At 61.9% G+C, this 21,733-nt stretch carries 24 protein-coding genes and 1 pseudogene; 13 read left to right on the top strand and 12 right to left on the bottom strand.

Translation table 11 applies throughout. The features are described from left to right. The first annotated feature begins 31 nt into the window (after positions 1-31). Both AC0L18_RS04730 and AC0L18_RS04735 read left to right on the top strand, forming a co-directional pair. Complete coding sequence (locus AC0L18_RS04730) at positions 32-508, top strand: SRPBCC family protein (protein ID WP_473490820.1); 477 nt, start codon at positions 32-34, stop codon at positions 506-508. A gap of 22 nt (positions 509-530) precedes the next feature. Next, positions 531-947 (top strand): GFA family protein, encoded by a 417-nt coding sequence (locus tag AC0L18_RS04735; protein ID WP_473490821.1) that lies wholly within the window; start codon positions 531-533, stop codon positions 945-947. Between the two features lie 59 nt (positions 948-1,006). On the opposite strand, the gene AC0L18_RS04740 is transcribed toward AC0L18_RS04735, so the two are convergent. After that, positions 1,007-1,726 carry a DUF899 domain-containing protein gene (locus AC0L18_RS04740; protein WP_473490822.1) on the bottom strand — a complete coding sequence of 240 codons (720 nt, stop codon included), beginning with the start codon at positions 1,724-1,726 and terminating at the stop codon, positions 1,007-1,009. Between the two features lie 199 nt (positions 1,727-1,925). On the opposite strand from AC0L18_RS04740, the gene AC0L18_RS04745 reads away from it, so the two are divergent. Continuing rightward, positions 1,926-2,510, top strand: coding sequence for a GNAT family N-acetyltransferase (locus AC0L18_RS04745; RefSeq protein ID WP_473490823.1), 585 nt, complete (start codon positions 1,926-1,928; stop codon positions 2,508-2,510). A gap of 109 nt (positions 2,511-2,619) precedes the next feature. Beyond that, positions 2,620-2,820: pseudogene (locus AC0L18_RS04750) on the top strand (sigma-54-dependent Fis family transcriptional regulator); the annotation flags it as partial. Here AC0L18_RS04750 and AC0L18_RS04755 read toward each other — a convergent pair. Together AC0L18_RS04755 and AC0L18_RS04760 are read right to left on the bottom strand one after the other, a co-directional pair. Then, positions 2,811-3,050 (bottom strand): hypothetical protein, encoded by a 240-nt coding sequence (locus tag AC0L18_RS04755; RefSeq protein ID WP_473490935.1) that lies wholly within the window; start codon positions 3,048-3,050, stop codon positions 2,811-2,813. The pseudogene AC0L18_RS04750 and the gene AC0L18_RS04755 overlap by 10 nt on opposite strands. A gap of 58 nt (positions 3,051-3,108) precedes the next feature. Then, positions 3,109-3,423: a hypothetical protein gene (locus tag AC0L18_RS04760; protein ID WP_473490824.1), complete on the bottom strand. Its 315-nt coding sequence runs from the start codon at positions 3,421-3,423 to the stop codon at positions 3,109-3,111. A gap of 270 nt (positions 3,424-3,693) precedes the next feature. Between AC0L18_RS04760 and AC0L18_RS04765 the strand changes: the two genes are divergently transcribed. After that, on the top strand, positions 3,694-4,962 hold the full coding sequence (locus AC0L18_RS04765; RefSeq protein WP_473490825.1) for an adenylate/guanylate cyclase domain-containing protein: 1,269 nt from the start codon (positions 3,694-3,696) through the stop codon (positions 4,960-4,962). A gap of 124 nt (positions 4,963-5,086) precedes the next feature. On the opposite strand, the gene AC0L18_RS04770 is transcribed toward AC0L18_RS04765, so the two are convergent. From AC0L18_RS04770 to AC0L18_RS04800, 7 genes are all read right to left on the bottom strand, one after another. Beyond that, positions 5,087-5,656: an NADPH-dependent FMN reductase gene (locus AC0L18_RS04770; RefSeq protein ID WP_473490826.1), complete on the bottom strand. Its 570-nt coding sequence runs from the start codon at positions 5,654-5,656 to the stop codon at positions 5,087-5,089. Positions 5,657-6,843: 1,187 nt separating this feature from the next. Then, the gene (locus tag AC0L18_RS04775) at positions 6,844-7,680 is read right to left on the bottom strand and encodes a 3-oxoadipate:acetyl-CoA acetyltransferase (protein ID WP_473490827.1); all 837 of its coding nucleotides are present in this window, start codon (positions 7,678-7,680) and stop codon (positions 6,844-6,846) included. Positions 7,681-7,687: 7 nt separating this feature from the next. Beyond that, positions 7,688-8,122, bottom strand: coding sequence for a type II 3-dehydroquinate dehydratase (locus AC0L18_RS04780; RefSeq protein WP_473490828.1), 435 nt, complete (start codon positions 8,120-8,122; stop codon positions 7,688-7,690). A gap of 4 nt (positions 8,123-8,126) precedes the next feature. Then, positions 8,127-9,428 carry a TRAP transporter large permease gene (locus AC0L18_RS04785; RefSeq protein ID WP_473490829.1) on the bottom strand — a complete coding sequence of 434 codons (1,302 nt, stop codon included), beginning with the start codon at positions 9,426-9,428 and terminating at the stop codon, positions 8,127-8,129. Continuing rightward, complete coding sequence (locus tag AC0L18_RS04790) at positions 9,425-9,943, bottom strand: TRAP transporter small permease (protein WP_091595709.1); 519 nt, start codon at positions 9,941-9,943, stop codon at positions 9,425-9,427. Before AC0L18_RS04790 ends, AC0L18_RS04785 begins: the two co-directional genes overlap by 4 nt. Before the next feature lie 73 nt (positions 9,944-10,016). Then, positions 10,017-11,003 (bottom strand): TRAP transporter substrate-binding protein DctP, encoded by a 987-nt coding sequence (dctP, locus tag AC0L18_RS04795; protein WP_473490830.1) that lies wholly within the window; start codon positions 11,001-11,003, stop codon positions 10,017-10,019. 48 nt (positions 11,004-11,051) lie between these two features. After that, positions 11,052-11,960 carry a shikimate dehydrogenase gene (locus tag AC0L18_RS04800; protein ID WP_473490831.1) on the bottom strand — a complete coding sequence of 303 codons (909 nt, stop codon included), beginning with the start codon at positions 11,958-11,960 and terminating at the stop codon, positions 11,052-11,054. 176 nt (positions 11,961-12,136) lie between these two features. Between AC0L18_RS04800 and AC0L18_RS04805 the strand changes: the two genes are divergently transcribed. From AC0L18_RS04805 to AC0L18_RS04835, 7 genes are all read left to right on the top strand, one after another. Continuing rightward, a complete protein-coding gene (locus tag AC0L18_RS04805; RefSeq protein WP_128166363.1) occupies positions 12,137-12,823 on the top strand; it encodes a TetR/AcrR family transcriptional regulator in 687 nt (228 codons plus the stop codon). An 84-nt stretch (positions 12,824-12,907) separates the two neighbouring features. Then, positions 12,908-14,800 carry a bifunctional sugar phosphate isomerase/epimerase/4-hydroxyphenylpyruvate dioxygenase family protein gene (locus AC0L18_RS04810; RefSeq protein ID WP_473490832.1) on the top strand — a complete coding sequence of 631 codons (1,893 nt, stop codon included), beginning with the start codon at positions 12,908-12,910 and terminating at the stop codon, positions 14,798-14,800. Between the two features lie 5 nt (positions 14,801-14,805). Then, positions 14,806-15,606: a 3-oxoadipate enol-lactonase gene (pcaD, locus tag AC0L18_RS04815; RefSeq protein WP_473490931.1), complete on the top strand. Its 801-nt coding sequence runs from the start codon at positions 14,806-14,808 to the stop codon at positions 15,604-15,606. Further along, the gene (gene pcaC, locus AC0L18_RS04820; RefSeq protein WP_473490833.1) at positions 15,603-16,001 is read left to right on the top strand and encodes a 4-carboxymuconolactone decarboxylase; all 399 of its coding nucleotides are present in this window, start codon (positions 15,603-15,605) and stop codon (positions 15,999-16,001) included. Before pcaD ends, pcaC begins: the two co-directional genes overlap by 4 nt. Before the next feature lie 2 nt (positions 16,002-16,003). Beyond that, positions 16,004-16,762 (top strand): protocatechuate 3,4-dioxygenase subunit beta, encoded by a 759-nt coding sequence (gene pcaH / locus AC0L18_RS04825; RefSeq protein ID WP_473490834.1) that lies wholly within the window; start codon positions 16,004-16,006, stop codon positions 16,760-16,762. Then, positions 16,762-17,376, top strand: coding sequence for a protocatechuate 3,4-dioxygenase subunit alpha (gene pcaG / locus AC0L18_RS04830; protein ID WP_473490835.1), 615 nt, complete (start codon positions 16,762-16,764; stop codon positions 17,374-17,376). Before pcaH ends, pcaG begins: the two co-directional genes overlap by 1 nt. Then, complete coding sequence (locus tag AC0L18_RS04835; RefSeq protein WP_473490836.1) at positions 17,373-18,428, top strand: 3-carboxy-cis,cis-muconate cycloisomerase; 1,056 nt, start codon at positions 17,373-17,375, stop codon at positions 18,426-18,428. The genes pcaG and AC0L18_RS04835 overlap by 4 nt, the downstream gene beginning before the upstream one ends. 177 nt (positions 18,429-18,605) lie before the next feature. Here AC0L18_RS04835 and AC0L18_RS04840 read toward each other — a convergent pair whose 3' ends face one another. Further along, positions 18,606-19,721, bottom strand: coding sequence for a Gfo/Idh/MocA family protein (locus AC0L18_RS04840; protein WP_473490837.1), 1,116 nt, complete (start codon positions 19,719-19,721; stop codon positions 18,606-18,608). A 9-nt stretch (positions 19,722-19,730) separates the two neighbouring features. Then, complete coding sequence (locus tag AC0L18_RS04845) at positions 19,731-20,408, bottom strand: GntR family transcriptional regulator (protein WP_473490932.1); 678 nt, start codon at positions 20,406-20,408, stop codon at positions 19,731-19,733. 130 nt (positions 20,409-20,538) lie between these two features. On the opposite strand from AC0L18_RS04845, the gene AC0L18_RS04850 reads away from it, so the two are divergent. Continuing rightward, complete coding sequence (locus tag AC0L18_RS04850; protein WP_473490838.1) at positions 20,539-21,696, top strand: LLM class flavin-dependent oxidoreductase; 1,158 nt, start codon at positions 20,539-20,541, stop codon at positions 21,694-21,696. Positions 21,697-21,733: the final 37 nt, after the last annotated feature.

Below are 21,733 nucleotides of genomic sequence, written 5' to 3' on the forward strand. Positions count from 1 at the left end.
CCTATGCTCGCGAAACAAAAGGAGCGTAGCAATGACCAGGGAAACGATCAGCTTTACTTACACGACCTATATTGTCTCGACACCGGGAAAGGTGTTCGAGGCCATAACCAAACCGGAACTCGCACGGCGCTACTGGGGCCACGAGAACGTCTCCGACTGGAAGCCCGGCTCGAGCTGGCAGCACATCCGCGCTAATGACGAACGGACCGTCGAGCTCGTCGGCAAGGTCGTCGAGGTGTCGCCGCCGACCCGTCTCGTCATCACCTGGGCAAACGCTTCGCAGGCGTCCGATCCGGCGAGCTACAGCCGGGTGACCTTCGAGCTCGAGGAATACGAGGCCATGGTCCGGCTGACCGTCAGCCATGACGACCTCGAAGCCGGCAGCGGCATGGCGAACGGCATCAAAAAGGGTTGGCCGATCGTCCTCTCCAGCCTGAAATCCTTCCTCGAAACCGGTCAGGCGATCGATGCCTTCGCCAGGCCGCGCGCGTCCGAACTGGCGCCCTGATCCAGAACAAAGGACCGAGCAGATGAGCACTCTCTACACCGGCGGATGCGCGTGCGGCGCGGTCCGCTACGAGGCAAAGGCAGCTCCGATCTTCGAGAACCACTGCCAATGCCACGACTGCCAGAAAAGAAGCGGCACCGGTCATGGATCCTATCTGACGTTTGCGTCGCGAGCCGACGTGGCCATCACCGGCACGACGACGGACTGGCGTGTTGCGGCGGACAACGGGAATGTCAAAATCCATTCCTTCTGCCCGGTCTGCGGAACGCCGACCCACCTGACATACACTGCCATGCCGGACGCGATCACGGTCCATGCCGCAAGCCTCGACGATCCGGGCCGGTTCAATCCGACCGTGGTGACGTACGGTATCCGGGCCCTCCCCTGGGACAAGATGGAAACCGGGCTGACGACGTTCGAGAAAATGCCATCAGGTTGACGGCCCGGCGGGCGGACGCGCACTATTGTTCAGGAGGCGGATCTGCGCCCCTGCGACATTCAGCGGTTGCCGTACTCGTCGTGGCGGCGCCACCACGCCTGGGGGAACTCGAGCCCGTCCTCGTTCCTTCCCCACGGAGCCAGGTCGAGTAAACGGTAGACCCCCATAAACGCCTCGGTGCCACGGGCGTAGGTCGAGTAGGTGTGGTAGACGGCACCGTCCTGGAGCGCAAAGACGCTCATTCCCTCCTTCTGCGGCTCGGCCCTGTCGACATGCTGATAGTTGTAGTCGGCGCCGTCTCTCTGCTGCTCTTCGGTGAAGGCGGCGCCGAGGTCGTATTTGAAATCGCTGCCGAGCGACGAAACCCACGGAAAACGCCAGGCCATTTGCTGCTTGTAGTCCTGGATGTCCTGCAACGGGGCGATCGATTCGCAAACGAGGGTAATGTCGCGGCCGTTCAAGTGGGGGATGACGCAGTCGAAGTGATCGGCGATCAACGAGCATCCGGTGCATCCCTGGCGCTCATCGGTGAGCCGGTATCCGTAGCCGAACATGAAATGATAGACGAAGAGTTGCGAACGCCCCTGGAAGAGGTAGGCGAGCGAGGCGCTGCCCTCCTCGGTCTCCAATAGATACTCCTTATCGATCCGAACCCAAGGCAGCTCCTGTCGCTGTCGCGCCAGCTCGTCGCTCTGCCGCATGAGCCGTTTCTCCGCCTCGAGCAGTGCGAGCCTCGCTCCAAGCCATTCCTCGCGTGTTCCGGTCTTGTGTTTCCTCATCGCTGCTGTCTCCTTCCTCGGGGATTTCCTTTCCGTTTCTCGAAACGACTTGTTGCGTCAGGCGTTAAACCTAACGCCGGAGGCGAAATATGGTAGCCAGATGTGGGGCGGGACTGTCTGATCCCTGCCCGCTTGTTGCGGCGCGCCCGTTGCCGGCGCGGGCGCCTCGTCGAACCATTTGCGTCGTTTGGAGGGCAGCATGAAATCGCCGACAGTGAGAGTCATGGCCGCGGCCGATGAAGATCCGGCGATCGGAACAATCGTGCTGGCGTTTGCAGCCGATCCCATGGCGCGATGGACCTGGCCGCACGCACACCAGTACCTTGCGGCCATGCCGCGACTGGTCCGCGCCTTCGGGGCCAGGGCATTCTCAAACGGAAGCGGCTTTTGCACCGATGGCTATGTCGGGACGGCGCTGTGGCTGTCGCCCGGTGTGCATCCCGACGAGGAAGAGCTTGGTGCGCTTGTCGAGGGCACGGTTGCGCCCTCTCTTGCCGCTGAAGTCACCGCTATATTCGAGCAGATGGCGAAATACCATCCGTCCGAACCGCATTGGTACTTGCCCGTGATCGGCGTCGACCCGGCGCATCAGGGCGAAGGTCTCGGCGACGCCTTGATGGCATACGCGCTCGCGCAGTGCGATCGCGATCACGCGCCCGCCTATCTGGAATCCTCGAACCCGCGCAACATTCCCTTCTACCGGCGCCACGGCTTCGAACCGCTCGGCGCGATCCAGGTCGGGTCATCGCCGACGCAAGTCCCGATGCTGCGGCGGCCGCGTTGAGCCAGGCAGGGCAGACGAGCGAAGCGTCAGCCGCCATCCCGTGGTGTCGGCGCAAGGGTATTTCGGTGAAGGGCATTTCGGTGACAGTGGACTTTTTGCCGTGCTCGGCCCGCCACGCCATCTGACAGAGGCGGAATTGGGAGAGGCCCGGCAACGCATTGAACCGCTCGTCCGGGCCGCCCAATCGAGCTTGGACCGGCTCTATCTTGCGGTGGGCGATGTCGGATGCTGCGTCCTGCTCGCCGATCGTGACGGCGTGCCGGTCGAACGGCGCGGTGCGCCTGTGGATGACGAGGCTTTTCATTCCTGGGATGGCTTCGGCTTCTCACCAGTCTGCCTGTTGCGGTGTGTCTGCTGGGCAACGCTGTCCGCCTGCACTTCCGTCTCGTAGGGCGAAGGCTGACCGCCACCGACGTCGCCCGCATCGGCGACACGCCCGTCTGGTTCTTCCGACGTTTTTTCTTTCGCTTCGCGCTGGGGTGTCGTCTCGGAACTCTTCCATACCTCTTCCGGGTCAGTCGGATCATCGGCGTCGGGCATCGACTTCAACGGCATCGTGGGCGGCAATATAGGCCCCGGCGAACGATCGGTTCTACCCTCATCGGCCACAGCTCGACTGTCGTTCCGCCTGGTTGGTGGTCAGCGACCGGAACATATCCGCGCCTTGTTTCGAAACTTCGTCGAGGCTCGCCTTCCTGCCGGCTGTCAGGTTGTGTTCGAGGGGGCCGGCGGGAACGGTGACGAAGCCAGCCCCTACATCGCAGCCACGGCGCGAGCGCTTGACGCAGAATGGCCAGAGCCGACGCTGATCAAGGGAACAGGCGGCACCGTTCCACTGATCGGGCTCCTCACCGACCGCCTTTGCTTCAATTGCATCGTCACGGGCTTCATCCTCGCCGACGATGCCATTCATGCCCCTAACGAGCGGTACGGTGTCGATCGGCTTCGCAAGGGAATACGCGGTTGGGTGCGCATCCTGTCGGAATTGCGGTAACATTACTCGGTTCGGTTCAGAGTCCGTGCCGAGACTCGTAAATCCCCATTTGGAGCACCGACAACATCCGATCCAGGACAGCAAGCATCAGCTTGTCATCGGGTGACGTGCGTGTGCTCCGTTGACCACGCATGTGATATAAAACACCGTGGCGCCGTTTTTGCGGTGCAATGGGAAGTATCGTCGGCAATGAAGATCAGCGATTGCGATGAAATTGCCACCTGGCTCGCGGAGGCTGGGCTGCTTGGCATCCGCAGCGAGGAATCGCTTGTACAGGCCTTCTGCGAGCGTTGCGTCGAAGCAGGGCTGCCGCTGGGCAAGGCGTTTGTGATGATCGACACGCTGCACCCGATGCATGAGGCACGCGCCTTCTTCTGGGACGAGGACGAGTCGATCAGCTTCCGCGAAGAAGAATACCCGTCGAGCCGTGAGGGCAAGGGAGCGGAGTTGTGGAAGCGCAGCCCGTTTCTGGAGATGCTGCGGCGGCGTGAATTGACCCTACGTTGCCGGCTCGAAGCAGGCGAAACGCGCGGCTTTCCGGCGATCGAGGAGCTGCGCGATGCCGGCCAGACGGACTATCTTGCGATCGTCTATCGTATCCGGCAGGCGATGAGGGTCGAGGATGTCGATGCATTCTACGCCCGCTGGACCACAGCGCGCCCGGGTGGATTTTCGGAGGAGGAAGTCGCTGTTCTGTCCCGGCTTACACCGCATCTGGGATTGGCGGTTCGTTCGGCTGCGCAGACAAGGCTCACCAAGACGCTGGTCGAGGCATATCTCGGCCGGGGGCCTGGTCGCCAGGTGCTGAGCGGCGGCATCCGCCACGGCTCGGTGAAGAGGATCAACGCCGTACTCTGGTTCTCCGACATTACTGGCTATACGAACCTGTCCGAGTCGGTTCAAAACGATCAACTCGTGCCGTTGATCAATGACTACGCCGAAGCGGTCATCGGCGCAGTGAAGGCCGCCGGCGGCGATGTGCTAAAACTGATCGGAGATGGAGTCCTGGCCATCTTCACCAGTTCGCGGCCCGAATATTCCTGTCGCGCCGCGGTGGAGGCAGAACGCGACATGCGCACACGGCTGCTGCAGCTTGCCAAACGCCGCAAAAACGATGGCCTTTCTGTCGCCGACATTCACTTGGGCCTGCATGCCGGCAGGGTCTTCTACGGCAATATCGGCACTCCGGACCGTCTCGATTTCACCGTTGTCGGCCCGCCGGTCAATGAGGTCAGCCGGATCAGCTCCATGTGCGAGTCGGCCGGTCGCAATATGCTTTGCTCATCGGAATTCGCCGAGCTGCTACTCGGCGAGGAGCGCAAAAAGCTCGTTTCAGTCGGCCGTTTCGCGTTGCGTGGCGTCGGACGCGCGCAGGAGCTCTTTACCCTTGATCCCAGCCTGAGCCTGGAAGGCTCGCAGCCTTTGCCTGGTCCGCGGCGCCGGCAGGGGCGGGGCTAGTCGGAGGAAGGTGGACAAGCATGAATTCCCGGAACTCCGGAACTTCAGATCAAGTCGAACACCGTGCCCAGCGACGCGTACAGCACGGGGTCCTCGAGCCGGACGGCGTCGAACCCCGGATCGCTCAGGCGGAAACCGGCACGGTACGTGCCCGTTCGATGAAGCCACTGAATTCCACCATGAAGGTCTTCAGGAATTCGGCTGTGGATTCGCGCGACACTTCGCCATCATCGCTGATAAGGTCCGGCGTGAACTGGATGTAAGCCTCCGGCGCGTTCATCTGCGGCGAATCGCAGAAGCCGAGGACAGTGCGCAAGTGCTGCTGGCCGACGGCGGTGCCAATCAAACCGGGAGACGTTCCTATCACCGCCGATGGCTTCCTCGTGAACGCATTCTGCCCGTACGGCCGGCTAGCCCAATCTATCGCGTTCTTCAACGCGCCGGGTATCGAACGATTGTACTCTGGCGTAACGAAAAGGACGGCGTCGGTATCAGCTATGGCACTCTTGAAGCGATTTGCGACCTCTGGATAATTGGAGTCATAATCGTAGCTGTAGAGCGGCAGATCCCGGATGGGGATTTCCCTGAGCCTCAAATTCGAAGGAGCGAGTTTGACGAGCGCGAGCGCAAGCCGTCGGTTGATAGATTGAGACGCGAGGCTACCAATAACGTAGCCGACCTCAAATTTAGCCATTTAATGATCCTTTTCAGTTCTCAACTCAGCCACGCCCGCTTCTGCGCGGCCATCAGGCTATCAATTGCGGGCTCACGAGTTCAGCCCGTTTAATCGGGTCGCCGCTAACGGCTCCGCAGCGCGTAGCGCGCCGGGACCAACTCGTCAGGCTCCGGCCTACCGGGGTGTGAGGTGTTGTCCAAAGCTCATGTTTGTCTCCTGCTGATCGCCTTACCCACGGCCGTATCGGCCACCTCCGCCGCTGGCCCCCGTGGGTTGGCATGCGCCTCCATGGATGGCCACCTAGTGTCTGCGGAGGAGATTGCGCCGCCTCGGTCCGCGCGACTATCGAACGGCAGTGTCGGTCAGGCGATGCGAAGGTCTATGGTAGACCCGTTGCGAGCATGGGGTTATCTCCCGCAAAGCGTCAGAGGATGCCGCTTTGAGCAGCGAACAACGGCTGTGTCTCTTGCCTGTCGCCGGTACACCCAGCGCGGGGAGATTCTGGGACGTGATGCCTTAGAGCGCATAGCACAGACGGATGCCGTCCGAGCCGCGGCCGCGCTCAAGTGGGACGAGGTCAGCCGATCGACGGATTATTGAATGGAGGGTGTAAGGGCCACACGTGCTCTCCCAGACGCCGGTAATGTCTGGTTTTGGGCAGTGGCAATGGTACCCGGAATGACCAAGATCGGGCGCGAAGCTGCCGTTCACGTCGCGGTTTGCGTAAGTCGCTCTCCGGCCATCAGCGCTGGTTGCCACGAATGTCGGCTATCGGGCAGCAAAACGGGTTGCTGAAGGTCGGCTTGGGGTCATGATTCCGGTTCATCGCCGCTGCAATGACCGATGGATCACAGACGCTCGGCATTTCGCGTTAGACTGCAGCTACGGCATTTTCGATCATACACTCAACCATCCTATTCGCACGTCGTTGCCGCCGTTCGCCGCACCTACCGATCGGAGGCCTTCCTGCGTGTAGTTGAACGCACGGCTCGACTAGCATCGCCGCGCTGCCGATGTCGGCATCTGAACGGCCGGAGGGCGGCGAACCACTTCTGGACCGGATTGCCGAGCAAACCGGAAAAGCCGTGAAATCGGGAAAACGCGGCCAGGCGGGGAAAGAAAATAGTGCACTGTCACCGTAATTCCAGGACGCTGGCCAAGGCGCAACAGGTCCGACAGCGCGGCGCGAAGTTGCGGCCCAGGAATTACGATCCTGACGCCAGACCAAGCGTTTGGCGCGCCTCGTTGACGGTGGCCACACGCCGGCCAAACTTCCCGACTGAGGCCGCCGCGATTTCAACAAGCTCGGTGTTGCTGCGCGCCAGGCGTTCCCTGGTGATCCTGATATTGTCCTCAAGTCCGGTGCGCACTGCGTCTGCTCCGCGCGCCAACGCCCATTCCATGACGATCGTCTGGTTGCGGCCTATTCCGGCCGCTGTCCAGGTGGACTGTGGAAACAGGAGTTTCGCTTCCCCGAGGAGCACATCGAGCAATCTCTCCTGCGCAGGCAGTGCGTTTTGCACGCCCATGACAAACTGGATGTGCGGGCGCTCGCCGATAAGCCCACCGTCGGCCAGCCGCCTGGCAGTGTGAAGGTGCGAGAGGTCGAAGATCTCGATCTCCGGCAGCACGCCATTTGCCTTCATCGCGGTTGCGAGATCACCGATCAGGGCGGGATGGTTCTCGTAGACGATGGATGGGAAGTTGACCGAACCGGTCGAAAGCGAGGCCATGTCCGGCTTCAGATAAAGTGCCGAGCCACGCGCGGCGGGATCACGACCGCGCCCGCCGGTCGAAAACTGGACGATCATGCCGGGGCAGTGCCTACGCACCCCCGCCTGAACGGCAGCGAAGCGCGTTGGTTCAGACGATGAACTCTGATCGTCATTGCGCACGTGGATGTGCACCAGCGACGCACCTGCTTCAAAGGCTTCCTGGGTCGACTCGATCTGTTCGGCCACGCTGATCGGCACCGCAGGATTGTCTTCCTTGCGCGGCAGCGAGCCGGTGATCGCAACGGCGATGATACAGGGTTCAGGCATGGCGATACTATCGGTCGACCTGGTCGATGAGCCAGCGGATCGCGAGCGGATAGCCCGCGGCGCCGAGCCCCGCGATCACGCCGGTGGCGACCTTCGATACCAGCGACCGATGATAGATCTCCTCGCGGCGATGGATGTTCGAGATATGCAGTTCGACGATCGGGCCCGGAAACATTTTGAGCGCATCGAGCACCGGGATCGAAACAAAACTCAAACCCGCGGGATTGACCAAAATGCCCGCGCCGTCGTCGATCGCCTCATGCACCCAATTGACGATTTCGCCCTCAATGTTCGACTGATGAAAACGGATCGGATGGTCGCCGGCGGCGTCACGGCACATCCGCTCGATTTCTGCGAGTGTCGTCCGCCCATAGATCTCCGGCTCGCGCATGCCGAGCCGGTTGAGATTGGGGCCGTTGAGAACGAAGATTGGCTTGGTCATGGTCCTATCCTTGATAGCCCAGCAGGCGCGGCAGCCACAGCACCAGCGATGGGAAGAAGGTGATCAGCATCAGGGCGGCAATCATGGCGTAGAGAAACGGCATTACGTCGTGCACCAGGTCGCGCAGCGGCACCTCTGCGATGCGGGTCATGATGAACAGCAGCAAGCCGTAGGGCGGGGTGACGAGCCCGAGCATGATGTTGACGACGACCATTACGCCGAAATGCACCATGTCGACACCGAGCGCCTGCGCCGTCGGAATCAGCACCGGTACGATTACCAGCAGGATGGTCGTCCCTTCCAGCACGCAGCCCAGGATCAGCAGCAGGATGTTGACCAGGATCAGGAAACACATCGGCGAAAGATCCCAGGACTGCAGCATCACCGACAGGGACTGCGGAATGTTCTCGACCGTGACAACGTAGTTGAACACCAGGGCGCCGGCGATGAGCATGCCGATCGAGGCCGTGGTGCGGGCGCTGTTGAGAAGCGCATGGTAGAGTTGGCCCGGCGTCACGCTGCGATAGATCGCGACCGAGATGAGCAGCGCGTAGCCGGCGGCGACCGCCGCGGCCTCGGTCGGGGTCATCACGCCGCCCCTTATGCCGACCAGCAGAACGACCGGCAGCATCAGCGCCGGAAATGCGCGCAAGGTGATCCCCGGCAATTCCCTGAGCGGCACCGGCTTCTCGACCGGAAAGTTCTTCCGGCGCGCGTCGATGGCGACGATGATCATCTGCGACAGGGCGAGAAGAAGGCCCGGCACGATACCGGCAATGAACAGGTAGCCGATGGATGCATCCGAGATCAGCGCGTAGATGACCAGAGGAATCGACGGAGGAATGATCGGGCCGACGACGGAGGTGACGGCTGTCAGCGCAGCGGCATAGCTCGCCGGGTACTTGCCATCCTTGGTCATGAGTTGCTGCATCATCTTGCCGGTGCCCGCGGCGTCGGCGATGGCCGAGCCGGACATACCGGCGAAGATGATCGACTGCAGCACGTTGACTTGCGCCAGACCGCCGCGGAAACGGCCGACAACGGCGTTGCAGAATTGCAGCAGCCGGTCGGTCATTGTCCCGGCGTTCATCAACTCCGCGGCGAGAATGAACATCGGTACGGCAAGCAGAATGTAGCTTGTGTAGAGCCCGTTGAGGAGTTGCTCGGCCGACGTGCCCATGTCGAGCCCTGCAAGCCAGAGATAGAGGATCGACCCAGCGATCATCGAGTGACCGATCGGCAGGCCAAGCAGGGCCAGCGCTGTGATCGCAACGACTGACAGCGAAAAGGGACTCGCGAGATTCATACGCCGGAGCTCGCTTTCGTGGGGTCGAATTCCGCCGGTGCTTCGCCGCGCAGAGCACGCCACGCCAGCCACAGGTAACGGGCGATCACGGCGACCACGAAGACGAGATAGATCGAGAACAGCCAGTCGAAGCGTATCTTGAGGTAGGCGGTGCTCTCGACCTTCATGAAGGTCACGTAGCTGAAGACAGCCGGAAAGGACCAGCCATAGAGCGCGACGAGAGCGATTGCGAAGGCAAGCGTCATTACCCGCCTGATGTCCGGACCGACTGTGGCGTAGAGGAGATCAAAACGGATTTCCTCTTCTTCACGAACGACGAACGCTGCGCCGAACAGCACAACCCAGATCCAGAGTACGACGGTGAGCTCGTTGCTCCAGCCGGTCGGCCAGTTGAGAAGGTAGCGAAAAGCAACCTGCAGCAGAAACGCGGCGAACATGGCGCCGATGGCGATGGCGATCGCGTTCTCGGCGCGCCGGTAGAGCCAGCCGCCGACCTTTCTCAATCCCGGGTTCATGATGCCTCCCTGACGGGCGCCTGGCCAAACCGGCCAGCCGGTCGCAAGCGGACCGGCCGGCGCGTTCGTCGCGTCAAAGCGCGTTGATCTTTTCGACCATCCCGGCAGGCCATTCCTTGGCCAGGTCGGAGGCAAGATATTGCTCCTGCACATGTTTGCGGAATGCTGCGACATCGGGTTCGTAGATCTTCAGGCCCTTGCCCTTGAATGTTTCAACGAGTTCCTTCTCGCGCGTCAGGTGTTTCTCTGTCGAGAAGTCGATCGCCTTGTCCGCCGCGGCCTGGACCTTTGCCTGCTTCTCGGCCCGCATCTCGTCCCACACTTTTTTCGAGATGCTGAGAAGGTCGAAACCGACAAGGTGCGAGGTCAATACGATCTGCGACATGACCTCGTAGAACTTCATGTTCTCGACGTTGGGCAACGGGTTGTCCTGTCCGTCGATTGCGCCTGTCTGCAGGCCGGTATAGACCTCGGCGTAGGCCATTGGCGTAGGGTTCGCACCGAGCGCCTGGCCGAGGAATTGCCAGGCGTCGCCGCCCGGCATACGCAGCTTGATGCCTGCCATGTCGGCGGGAGACTTGATTTCCTTGTCCGGCTTCAGACCGACCTGGCGCAGGCCAAAATAGGTAGGGCCGAGCACCTTCACGCCGAGCTGGTCCTCGGTCATCCGCTTCAGCTCCGTACCGGCATCGCTGGCAAAGAACGCCTTCACGTGCGCGGCGTCACGGAACAGATAGCCGGCGGTGACGATGGACCACGCCGGAATCTGCTTTGAGATGTCCTGCGGGGCCACGTTGCCCATCTCGAGGTTGCCACGCTGGATGGCAACAAGTTCGGTGCCCTGCTTGAACAGGTTGCCGCCGTAATAACCCTCGAAGGCAAAGTCGTCCTTGATGGCGTCGGCGAACATTTTCATCATCTCGGCCCGGATGTCCTGTTCCGAGAACACGGCCGAGAAACGCAGCTTCGGCTTGTCCTGGGCGAAGGCGGGAACGGCGGTCGCGGCGGCGAGTGCGCCGGCGGCGGCCATAAACAGGCGTCGGTTCATTTCAGCTTTCATGTCGATTTCCTCCCTATGGTCTTCATATGGTTATAGGCGTCATTGCCTTCATGCGGCGGCCTCGAAATGATCTGCCATGGCGCGGCGGTCGGCCTTGCGCCCGGTGAAGAGTTCGAACGCGCGGACGGCCTGATAGATCGCCATGCCGATGCCCGGCAGCGTTCTGCAGCCGATCGCACGGGCCGCGACCAGCAACTCTGTTTCGGTCGGAAAGTAGATAATGTCGGCGACCCATTTTTCAGCTGTCAGAAGAGCCGTGTCGAACGGTGTTCCGGGGTACTTCGCCATGCCCACCGGCGTCGTGTTGACGATGCCGTTTGCCATGCGCACGGCTGCGGCCGGGTCCGGCCAGGTCTCGACGCGACCGCCGAACAAGGCGCCCATGCGCGACGCAAGATCCGAGGCGCGACCGGGTTGGCTGTCGAGGACGAACAGCCGGCCAACGCCCATTTGCATCAGCGCGTTTGAGACTGCGGCGCCCGCTCCGCCGGCGCCGAACATCGCGACGCAGCCCATCGATGCGCCAGTCATCGCCTCGCGAAAACTCTCCGCGAAACCCCAGCTGTCGGTGTTGTGGCCTTCCTTGCGTCCGCCAGCGAAGACGACCGTATTCACCGCGCCTATCGCGCGCGCTTCCGGCGACAGCGCATCCAGGACGGGCATAACAGCCTGTTTAAACGGATGCGTGACGTTGAGGCCATGAAAGCCTGCAATCTCCGCCGCCGCGATCAAGTCGCCGATCGCCGCGTCGGGAAATCCGAGCCGGTCGAAATCGAGCAAAAGGTACGAATAGCCGATGCCGAGGCGCCGGGCTTCCCGCTCGTGCATGCCGGGAGTGCGCGAGGACTGAATACCGCGTCCGACGAGGCCAATCACGACCTTTTCGCTGTCGCCGCTGGCGGCGCCCTTGTGCTCGTCGGCAAGACGGCAAAGCAGGTCGACAAGGCTGTCGCCCATCTCCCGAAATTCCTCCCTGTGCGGGCCGCCTCCCAGCCCAAATGCGGCAATTCCTGGATCGCCCTTGTGTTCACGCCAAACGCGCCGGTAAATGAGTCCGTCGTGATTTGCGAATGATGTACTAACTGGTTAGTTTAGTCAAATGCCGGCTGTGCCGGGACGGGAACTCAAACTGCATGGCCGTTATCAAGAAAGAACGAAAGCCGAAGCCGGACGCGAGCACGACGCGTATCCAGGACCCTGAGGGCACGCGCCGCAACATCCTGGAGATCGCCTCCAAGGAGTTTGCCCTGAACGGTTTGTCGGGCGCGCGCATAGACGAGATTGCGGCGCGCACACGCTTCAGCAAGCGCATGATCTACTACTATTTTGGCGACAAGGAAGGCCTCTACCTACGCGCGCTCGAGAACGCGTATCGTCAGGTGCGCGAGGGCGAGGCTCAACTTGATATCGAAGGTCTGCCCCCCGTGGCGGCACTGACGCGCCTGGTGGAGTTCACCTTCGACCACCATCACCGACACGAGGAATTCATCCGCATGGTGATGATCGAGAACATCCATCACGGCCAATACCTCCAACAATCGGATGCGATCCGCGAACTGAACGTGACGGCGATCGACCACATCTCTCGCATCTATTCACGCGGTGTCGAAGAGGGGGTCTTCCGGCCGGGACTCGACGCGATCGAACTCCATTGGCAAGTAAGCGCGCTGTGCTTCTTCAACGTTTCCAATCGCACCACCTTTTCGATGATCTTCGGGCGCGACTTCGGCGCGCCGGCACAACTCGAGCGGCTCAAACGCAACAGCGTGGAGATGCTGTTGCGTTTTGTCGCGAAGGACGAAGCTCCCGCAGAACGCTGAGCGGCCGAAACTTGCGGTGCTGCCAGCGTTGCCTTAGTTATGTACGAACTGGTTCGTTCACGACAAACCAGGGAGGAGGCGCGTTTGAAGACGTCGATCGCGACGGTGTCGATCGCCGGTGACCTGGCGGAGAAATTCGCGGCAATTTCCGCCGCGGGCTTCGACGGTGTCGAAATCTTCGAGAACGATTTCCTCGCCTTTGACGGCTCGCCGCGCGACGTCGGCCGAATGGCTGGTGACACAGGTCTGACCATAACGCTCTTCCAGCCGTTCAGGGATTTTGAGGGGTTGCCGGAGCCGCAGCGCAACCGCGCCTTCGATCGTGCCGAGCGCAAGTTCGACGTCATGCAGGAACTCGGCACCGATCTGATGCTGGTATGCTCGTCGGTGTCGCCCGTCTCGCTTGGCGGGATCGACCGGGCGGCCATGGACTTTCGCGAGCTTGGCGAGCGCGCCGCCAGGCGCGGTCTGCGCGTCGGCTACGAGGCATTGGCCTGGGGGCGTCACGTCAACGATCATCGCGATGCCTGGGAAATCGTGCGCAGGACCGACCATCCGAACGTCGGGCTGGTTCTCGATTCCTTCCACACGCTGGCCCGCAGGATTGAGCTCGGCTCGATCCGTTCGATACCCGCGGACAAGATCTTCATTGTCCAACTCGCCGACGCGCCGCTGATCGACATGGACTTGCTCTATTGGAGCCGGCACTTCCGCAACATGCCAGGCGAAGGCGATCTGCCGGTGCGACAGTTCATGCAGGCGGTCGCGGCAACCGGTTATGACGGCTATCTGTCGCTCGAGATTTTCAACGACCAGTTCCGTGGCGGGTCGGCAAAGGCGATCTCCGTCGACGGACGGCGTTCGCTCGTATGGTTGATGGACCAGGTGCGGCGTGAAGAACCGGCACTTGACATGGCCATCCCGCCAATGCCCGACCGCGTCGGGGTCGGAGGGGTCGAGTTCATCGAGTTCGCGGCCGATCGCCAGGACGCCGGACAGCTTGGATCGCTGTTGCGCATGCTCGGCTTTGTCGAGGCCGGTCGGCACGTCTCGAAGGACGTCACGCTCTATCGCCAGGGCGAGATCAATATCGTCATCAATACCGAGCGGCAGGGCTTTGCCCATTCTTCCTTTGTTGTCCATGGCACGTCGGCATACGCGATGGGCCTGAAGGTCGAGGACGCCGCCGCCACGGTGGCGCGCGCCGAGGCACTGGGCGCGGAGATCTTTCACCAGCGGGTCGGGCCCGGCGAGTTGTCGATCCCGGCGATCCGCGGCGTCGGCGGCGGACTGATCTACTTCCTCGATGCCAAGACCGACCTGGCGAAGGTCTGGGACATGGAGTTCACGCCGGTCACGTCGGCAAGTTCCGGCAATGGCGTCGGCCTCACCCGTATCGATCATGTCGGGCAGACCATGGCACAAGAGGAGATGCCGAGCTGGCTGCTGTTCTATGTCTCGATCTTCAGGACGAGCAAGACCCCGATGGTCGACATCGTTGATCCGGCCGGCCTCGTGCGCAGCCAGGTCATCGAAGGTCTGGACAAGCGCTTCCGCCTCACGCTGAACGGCGCCGAGAGTCACCGCACCCTGGCTGGCCATTTCATCGCCGAAACCTTTGGTTCCGGCGTCCAGCACCTGGCACTCGCGACGGATGACATCTTTGCGACGGCGGCGAAGCTGCAGGCCAACGGCTTCGAACCGCTTCAGATATCGATGAACTACTACGACGACGTAGAAGCGCGCTTCGGTCTGGATCCGGAGGTCGCCGATCGGTTACGCTCGGCCAACATCCTTTATGACCGCGACGACAACGGCGAATTTTTTCAGCTCTATGCGCCGACATTCGGAGAGGGATTCATTATCGAGTTTGTTGAACGGCGCGGCGCTTATGCAGGCTATGGTGCGCCGAACGCACCATTCCGCATCGCCGCGCAAAAACGGCTGATGCGGCCCAAAGGAATGCCAAAGCTATGACAAGTATGAACTTTGCTCGCATCAATGGCGCGACGATCCATTACCGGCATCGTCCCAAAACTGGCAGGCCGACGGTCGTCTTCGCGAACTCGCTCGGCACGGATATGCGCATCTGGAACGAGGTCGAGCGAAGGCTGGCCGACGACTGTACATCCGTTGCGTTCGACAAGCGCGGACACGGCCTGAGCGAACTGGGTGGCGCGCCGCAAACAATCGAGACCCATGCGACGGACCTTGCAGGGCTGCTCGACCATCTCAGCGTAAAGCGCGCGGTGATCTGCGGGCTTTCGATCGGCGGCGTCATTGCGCAATGCCTTTACAAGACGCGGCCGGATTTGATCGAGGGATTGATCCTTTGCGATACGGCAGCGAAAATCGGCACAGTCGAGATGTGGAACGGGCGCATCAACGCGACCCTGTCGGAGGGCATCGCCAGCTTTGCCGACGACGTGATGCGAAAATGGTTCACGCCGGATTTCCACAACAATCGCGGCGAGGAACTGGCGGGTTATAAAACGATGCTGACGCGCCAGGATCCGGCCGGCTACGCTGCTGCCTGCGCGGCTATCCGCGACGCCGATTTCACCGCGACGACCGCCGCGATCAAAGTGCCGACACTCTGCATTGTCGGCGATCAGGACGGATCGACGCCGCCTGAACTGGTGGAATCGCTGGCCCGCTCAATCCCTGCCGCACGGTTCGAGATCATCGCCGGTGCGGGCCACATCCCCTGCGTCGAGCAGCCGGAAAGGCTGGCCGGGCTGATCCGTGGCTTCCTGAACGACATGCCAGGAGAGCGCAAATGAGCAAGCCACGACACGGCGACCGACACGTCGAAGGGATGGCGACGCGCCGTTCGGTGCTGGGTGACGCCCATGTCGACCGCGCAGAGGCGGCCAAGACCGAATTCGACATTCCTTTCCAGGAACTGATCACGGAGGCTGCATGGAGCCACGTCTGGTCGCGGCCTCACATCACCAGGCGCGAGCGGTCCATGATCACCATCGCGCTGCTCGCGGCGCTGAAGCAGGATGAAGAGGTTGCGATGCATATCCGCGCCAGCGTCAATACCGGGGCGACGCGCGACGACATACGCGAGGCGCTGCTGCATGTGGCAATCTATGCCGGGGTGCCGGCGGCAAATCATGCGATGAAGATCGCCAGGAAGACGTTCGACGAAATCGACGCTCAAGCCGGCTGATCATGACCAAGTCGCGCTTACCCGCCAACCGCACGCCGGAAATCGGCGCCTTCTTTCCGCGCGACCGCAACTGGCATCCGCCGGCCTTCACGCCAGCCTACAAGACGTCCGTGCTGCGCTCGCCGCAACGGCCGCTTCTTTCCCTCGACAACACGCTGTCGGAGCTTACCGGGCCTGTCTTCGGCCAAAGTATTCTCGGTGAACTGGACAATGACCTCATACACAATTTTGCCGGGCCGGGCGAAAGCGCGATCGGGTCGCGCATCCTCGTCTATGGCCGCCTGCTCGACGAGCGCGGCATCGGCGTCGCCGGTGCGTTGCTGGAGGTATGGCAGGCCAACGCCGGCGGACGCTATCGACACAAGAAGGAGACTTATCTCGCGCCACTCGATCCGAACTTCGGCGGCTGCGGCCGCACGATCACCGGCGAGGATGGCTCCTATTGTTTCCGCACGATCCAGCCGGGGCCATATCCCTGGCCCAACGGACCCAACGACTGGCGTCCAGCGCACATCCATTTCTCGATCTTCGGGCACGGCTTCGCGCAGCGCCTGATCACCCAGATGTATTTCGAGGGCGACCCGATGATCTGGAGGTGCCCGATCGTGCGGACCATCAACGACCGCCGCGCTATTGAAGGCCTCACCGCCGCACTCGACATGGAGGCAACGATACCGATGGATGCGCGGGCATACAAATTCGACATTGTACTGCGCGGCCGCCGCTCGACGCTGTTCGAAAACCGCATCGAGGGCAACTGATGGTCCAGGCTCTCGGCCGGCTGAAGGAAAGCGCCTCGCAGACCGCGGGACCCTATGTCCATATCGGGCTGACGCCCAACTTTGCCGGTATCTCGGGCGTCTATGAACGCGACCTTGGCACCGCGATGGTCAACGACAAGACCAGGGGCGAACGCATCAGGGTCAACATCCGGGTGATCGACGGCGCCGGCTCGCCGTTGAACGACGCACTTGTGGAGATCTGGCAGGCGGACGCCGCCGGCATCTACAATTCGCCCTCGGATCTGCGCGGCTCCGCCGACCCGAACTTTACCGGCTGGGGCCGGCTGCCCACCGACATGACGACGGGCGAATGCCTGTTCGAAACCATCAAACCCGGTCGCGTGCCGTTTTTTGACGGTCGCAAGATGGCGCCGCATTTGACGGTCTGGATCGTCGCGCGTGGCATCAACATTGGCCTTCACACCCGCATGTATTTCAGCGACGAGGAAACCGCCAACGCCGAGGATCCCGTCCTGATGCGCATTGAGCAGAAAGAGCGCGTGTCAACGCTGGTCGCGCCGCGCGATGGCGACATCTACAAGTTCGACATTCATCTCCAGGGCATCAACGAGACGGTCTTCTTCGACATATGATCGCAGCATTCGACAATCCCCTCCTGTCCGGGCTTCTCGGCGATGAGAAGATGGCGACACTGCTCGGCGTCGAGGCCGAACTTGCGACGATGCTGCAATTCGAGAAAGCGCTCGCCGACGCAGAAGCTGCGCTCGGCATCGTCCCGGCGGCTGCAGCAAGCGCCATCGGGCGCGTTCTCGACAACTTCCGGCCGGAAATCCAGGCCCTGAGGGACGCAACGGCGCGCGACGGCGTCATGGTGCCGGAACTCGTGCGGCAGATCAGGCATGCTGTCGGAGAGCCGCATTCGCAGCATGTGCATTTCGGTGCGACCAGCCAGGACGTGATCGACACGGCCATGATCCTGAGAATTCGCGCCTGTATCGACCTGTTGGAAGAACGGCTTTCGGCTCTGGTGGTCGCCTTCGCCGATCTCGGCCATCGGTTTGGCGATCGCCCGCTGATGGCCCGAACCCGAATGCAGGCAGCGATTCCGATTTCCGTAGCCGACCGCGTCACAAGCTGGCGCGAACCGCTCGTGCGCCACCATGAGCGGCTTCACTCGGTGCGAGAATCGGTTCTCGTCGTCCAGTTCGGCGGCGCCACCGGGACACTCGAGAAGTTTGCAGACAAGGGCGCCGCCATCCGTGCCGCGCTGGCCCGGCGGCTAAGCCTCGGCGACGCGCCGCAATGGCACAGCCAGCGCGACCGCATCGCTGAACTGGCCAACTGGCTGTCGCTTGTGACGGGCGGCCTCGGCAAGTTCGGGCAGGACATTGCGCTGATGGCGCAGGCAGGCGACGAGTTGCAAAGGGCGGGCGGCGGTTCGTCGTCGGCCATGGCGCACAAGCGCAATCCCATCGACGCCGAGATGCTGGTGACGCTTGCCCGCTTCAACGCAGTCCAATTGTCGGGAATGCATCATGCGCTGATCCATGAGCAAGAGCGCTCTGGTGCAGCCTGGACGCTGGAATGGTTGATCCTGCCGCAGATGCTCATGGCGGCTGGAGCATCGACCTGTGTCGCGGACAGGCTGGTCAGAACCATAGCGGCAATCGGAGGCAAGGGTTGACTGATCCCACCAATGCATGTCGCGCAAAAGTGTGCAGCGGTTTTGCGACAACGACATGCATAAAAACAACAACCTGAAGCGCGTCGCATGAGGCCGGGGCAAACGCGACGCGCTTTAGGCGGCTCACGCCGTGGATCTTGCGATTTAGCCGTCTCCGCTACCACTTGGTCAGCAAGATCAAGTGGTCACTGATGCGTCGAGTGGGTTGGAAATGGCCGTGCCCTGGTTTGCCGACAATTGTGCGGCGATACCCATGGCGACAGCTTTCCAGCCATCGTCCAACGTCACCTCAACCGGCCCTTCGCCTCGCAGGGCGGCGCAGAACCGCTGATGCTGATAGAAAGTCGAGCCGTTGTGATCGCCGGCCGTCAACAATTGCGGGTCGACCGGGATCTCGACGGTGTACGGTCCCTGCGGAAAGCGCGGGCTGACGATCAACTGCGGCGTCGGCGCCGCGCCGAGATGGGATGGCCAGAAGCGGCCGGGACCCGGCACCAGGCATTCGATTTTACCGCGCGCACCGACGGCGCTGATCTCCTCCTGATAGCGGCTGCCCTCTGCATACATGCACAGTTCCAGCATGGCGCGCGCGCCGCTGGCGAAATCGACCAGCACGTAGCCGCAATCCCAGATATCGGGTGTCTCGCCATCATAATGCTCGTCGAGATGGTTCACTTCCTGTCCGGCCGACGCCATGATTCTCACCGGTTCCGATTTCAGGATCAGCCGCATGAGATCGAAGAAATGACAGCATTTCTCGACGAACGTGCCTCCCGATCGACGGTTGAAGCGGTTCCAGTTGGCCACCTTGTCCAGGAACGGGTAGCGATGTTCGCGGATTGTCAGCATCCGGATGCCGCCGGTCACGTTCTGCGCCTGCTCGATGAACCGAGCGACCGGCGGCATATAGCGGTATTCCATCGCCACCCAGACTGGTGCGGCATAGGTCGCGGCGAACGCCTTCACCGCGGCCGCCTCGACCGGATCGGTGAAAAGCGGCTTTTCGACCAGGATAGGCAGCGCACGGACAGCAGCGATTTCCCTAAGCTGCGCGAAATGCACATGGTTCGGACTGGCGATGAGCAAGCAGTCGACGCGCGGATCGGCCGCCACCTCCGCGACCGAGCCGGCGATCGACGCTTGCGGGGCGAGGTCTGCCGCGCGGGCGCGCATCGTCGCGTCGGGCTCGAAAATCGCCGCGACGCCGACACCGGGCAGCAGCGCGATATTGCGAAGATGCTCCTGCCCCATCATGCCGCAGCCGATGATGCCGTAGGAAATGTGCTTCGCCATAGCCGTTCCCTATCGCAGCCGCGCGACATAGCGCGCGACGCCATGATCAAACCAGGTCCTGGAAAACTCCGCGCTGGCGCCGTCCTGCATCCAGCCGGTACGCTCGATGAAGCCGGCGGCGGCGCCCGGCGCGAGGCCGAACTCAGGCGGCGCCCATCCCGGCACCTGGCCGACCCCGACGCGGTCCTCTGCACGCAAGATCCAGATGCCGAGCGCCTTGCGGTAGTAGAGATAGAGCGAATCCGACAGTTCTTCGATAGCGACCGTCTCCGCACGGGAACCGTCGAGCCAGATCTCCTCCAGCGCCGCCGGCTTGCCGCCGAGGCTCCGCAGCCGTCTTATTCGATGGGCCTCGCTGCTCGACCCGAACACCGGCAGGTCCGCCGGTTTCGCCAGCCGATCGACTGACAGAACGCGCGCCGTCGGCAGCCCGCCTCCCTCCAGGAGCTCCAGCCGGAACATGGAATAGACACTGGCCACGTCGGGTTGCGACCGTACGTAGTTGCCGGAACCCTGGATGCGACTGAGCAAGCCCTTGCGCTCGAGATCGCCGAGCGCCTTGCGCAAAGTACCGACCGCTATTCCAAGGCCCGCAGCCATGTCGCGCTCCGGCGGAAGCTTCTCGCCCTCGATCATCCTCCCGGCCGCGATCTCGCGAATAAGCATTTCGCTGACCTTTTGATGCATCGGAAGCGCGTAGGCGTTTCTGGACGTGGTCACATTGTCTCCAACGCAAAATTGATACACTATTGATCTATACAAACACGAATGATATGCAACAGGGAATTCCAGCCTCTGACAGCGAGGAGTGCCGACATTGACGGTCGTTCCGGTGACGTCCGCAGATCTCGATGCTGCTGAAGTGTCGTGGTTTTCCGCTTTGTGTTCCGATGATTTCCGCTATCTCGGCGTACCGGATGGTACGCTGCGGTCGAGTTGGGAGCATTGCTCCGACATCGTCAAGACAGCCGAAGGACTGGGCTTTCGCAATATCCTGTGTCCCTCGTCCTACCAGGTTGGCCAGGATACTCTGTCCTTCGTGGCGGGCTGCGCTCCGATAACCCATTCGATCAACCTTCTCGCGGCGGTGCGTTGCGGCGAAATGCAACCGATCATGCTGGCGCGCACGCTCGCAACGCTCGACCACATGCTAAAGGGCAGATTGACTATAAACGTCATCTCTTCCGACTTTCCCGGCGAACTCGCCGACAGCCGCTTCCGCTATCAGCGTTCGCGCGAGGTCATCGAGATCCTGCGTCAGGCCTGGACGCGCGACGAAATCAACCATCAGGGCGAGGTCTACCAATTCGGGAAAGTAACCGCCGACCCCGCAAAGCCCTACCAACAGAATGGCGGGCCGCTACTCTATTTCGGCGGCTATTCGCCCGACGCGCTCGAACTCTGCGGCGCACAGTGTGACGTGTATCTGATGTGGCCGGAGGCGAAGGACGTGTTGGCGCACCGCATGCGTGATGTTCACGAGCGTGCAGCCACCCATGGCCGCACATTGGATTATGGCCTGCGCGTCCACGTGATTGTGCGCGACACCGAAGCCGAAGCCCGCGAATATGCCGAGGAACTGATTTCGAAACTCGATGACGAGCAGGGCAGCGTTATCCGCGGCCGCGCACTGGACGCGACATCCCTGGGCGTCGCGCACCAGGCAAAGAACCGCGCCGGCGCCGACGCACAAGGCTATGTCGAGCGGCATCTGTGGACCGGCGTTGGCCGCGCACGCTCTGGTTGCGGCGCCGCGATCGTCGGCTCGACCGATCAAGTCATGTGCGAGATCGAGGAATACCGGAAAATGGGCATCCGCGCCTTCATCTTCTCCGGCTATCCGCATCTCGACGAGGCCCTGTCCTTCGGCAAGCGCGTGCTGCCGAACATCAACACCTGCTCGCTGCCGCATGTCTATGGCCGGGTGCCGGACATCACCCCGGCGACTCCGCTCGGAACCGGGGAGCGGCGATGATGATGCTGCGAATGCGCGTCAACGAGATTGAAGCTTC

The sequence above is a fragment of the Mesorhizobium sp. WSM4819 genome, assembly GCF_055811215.1.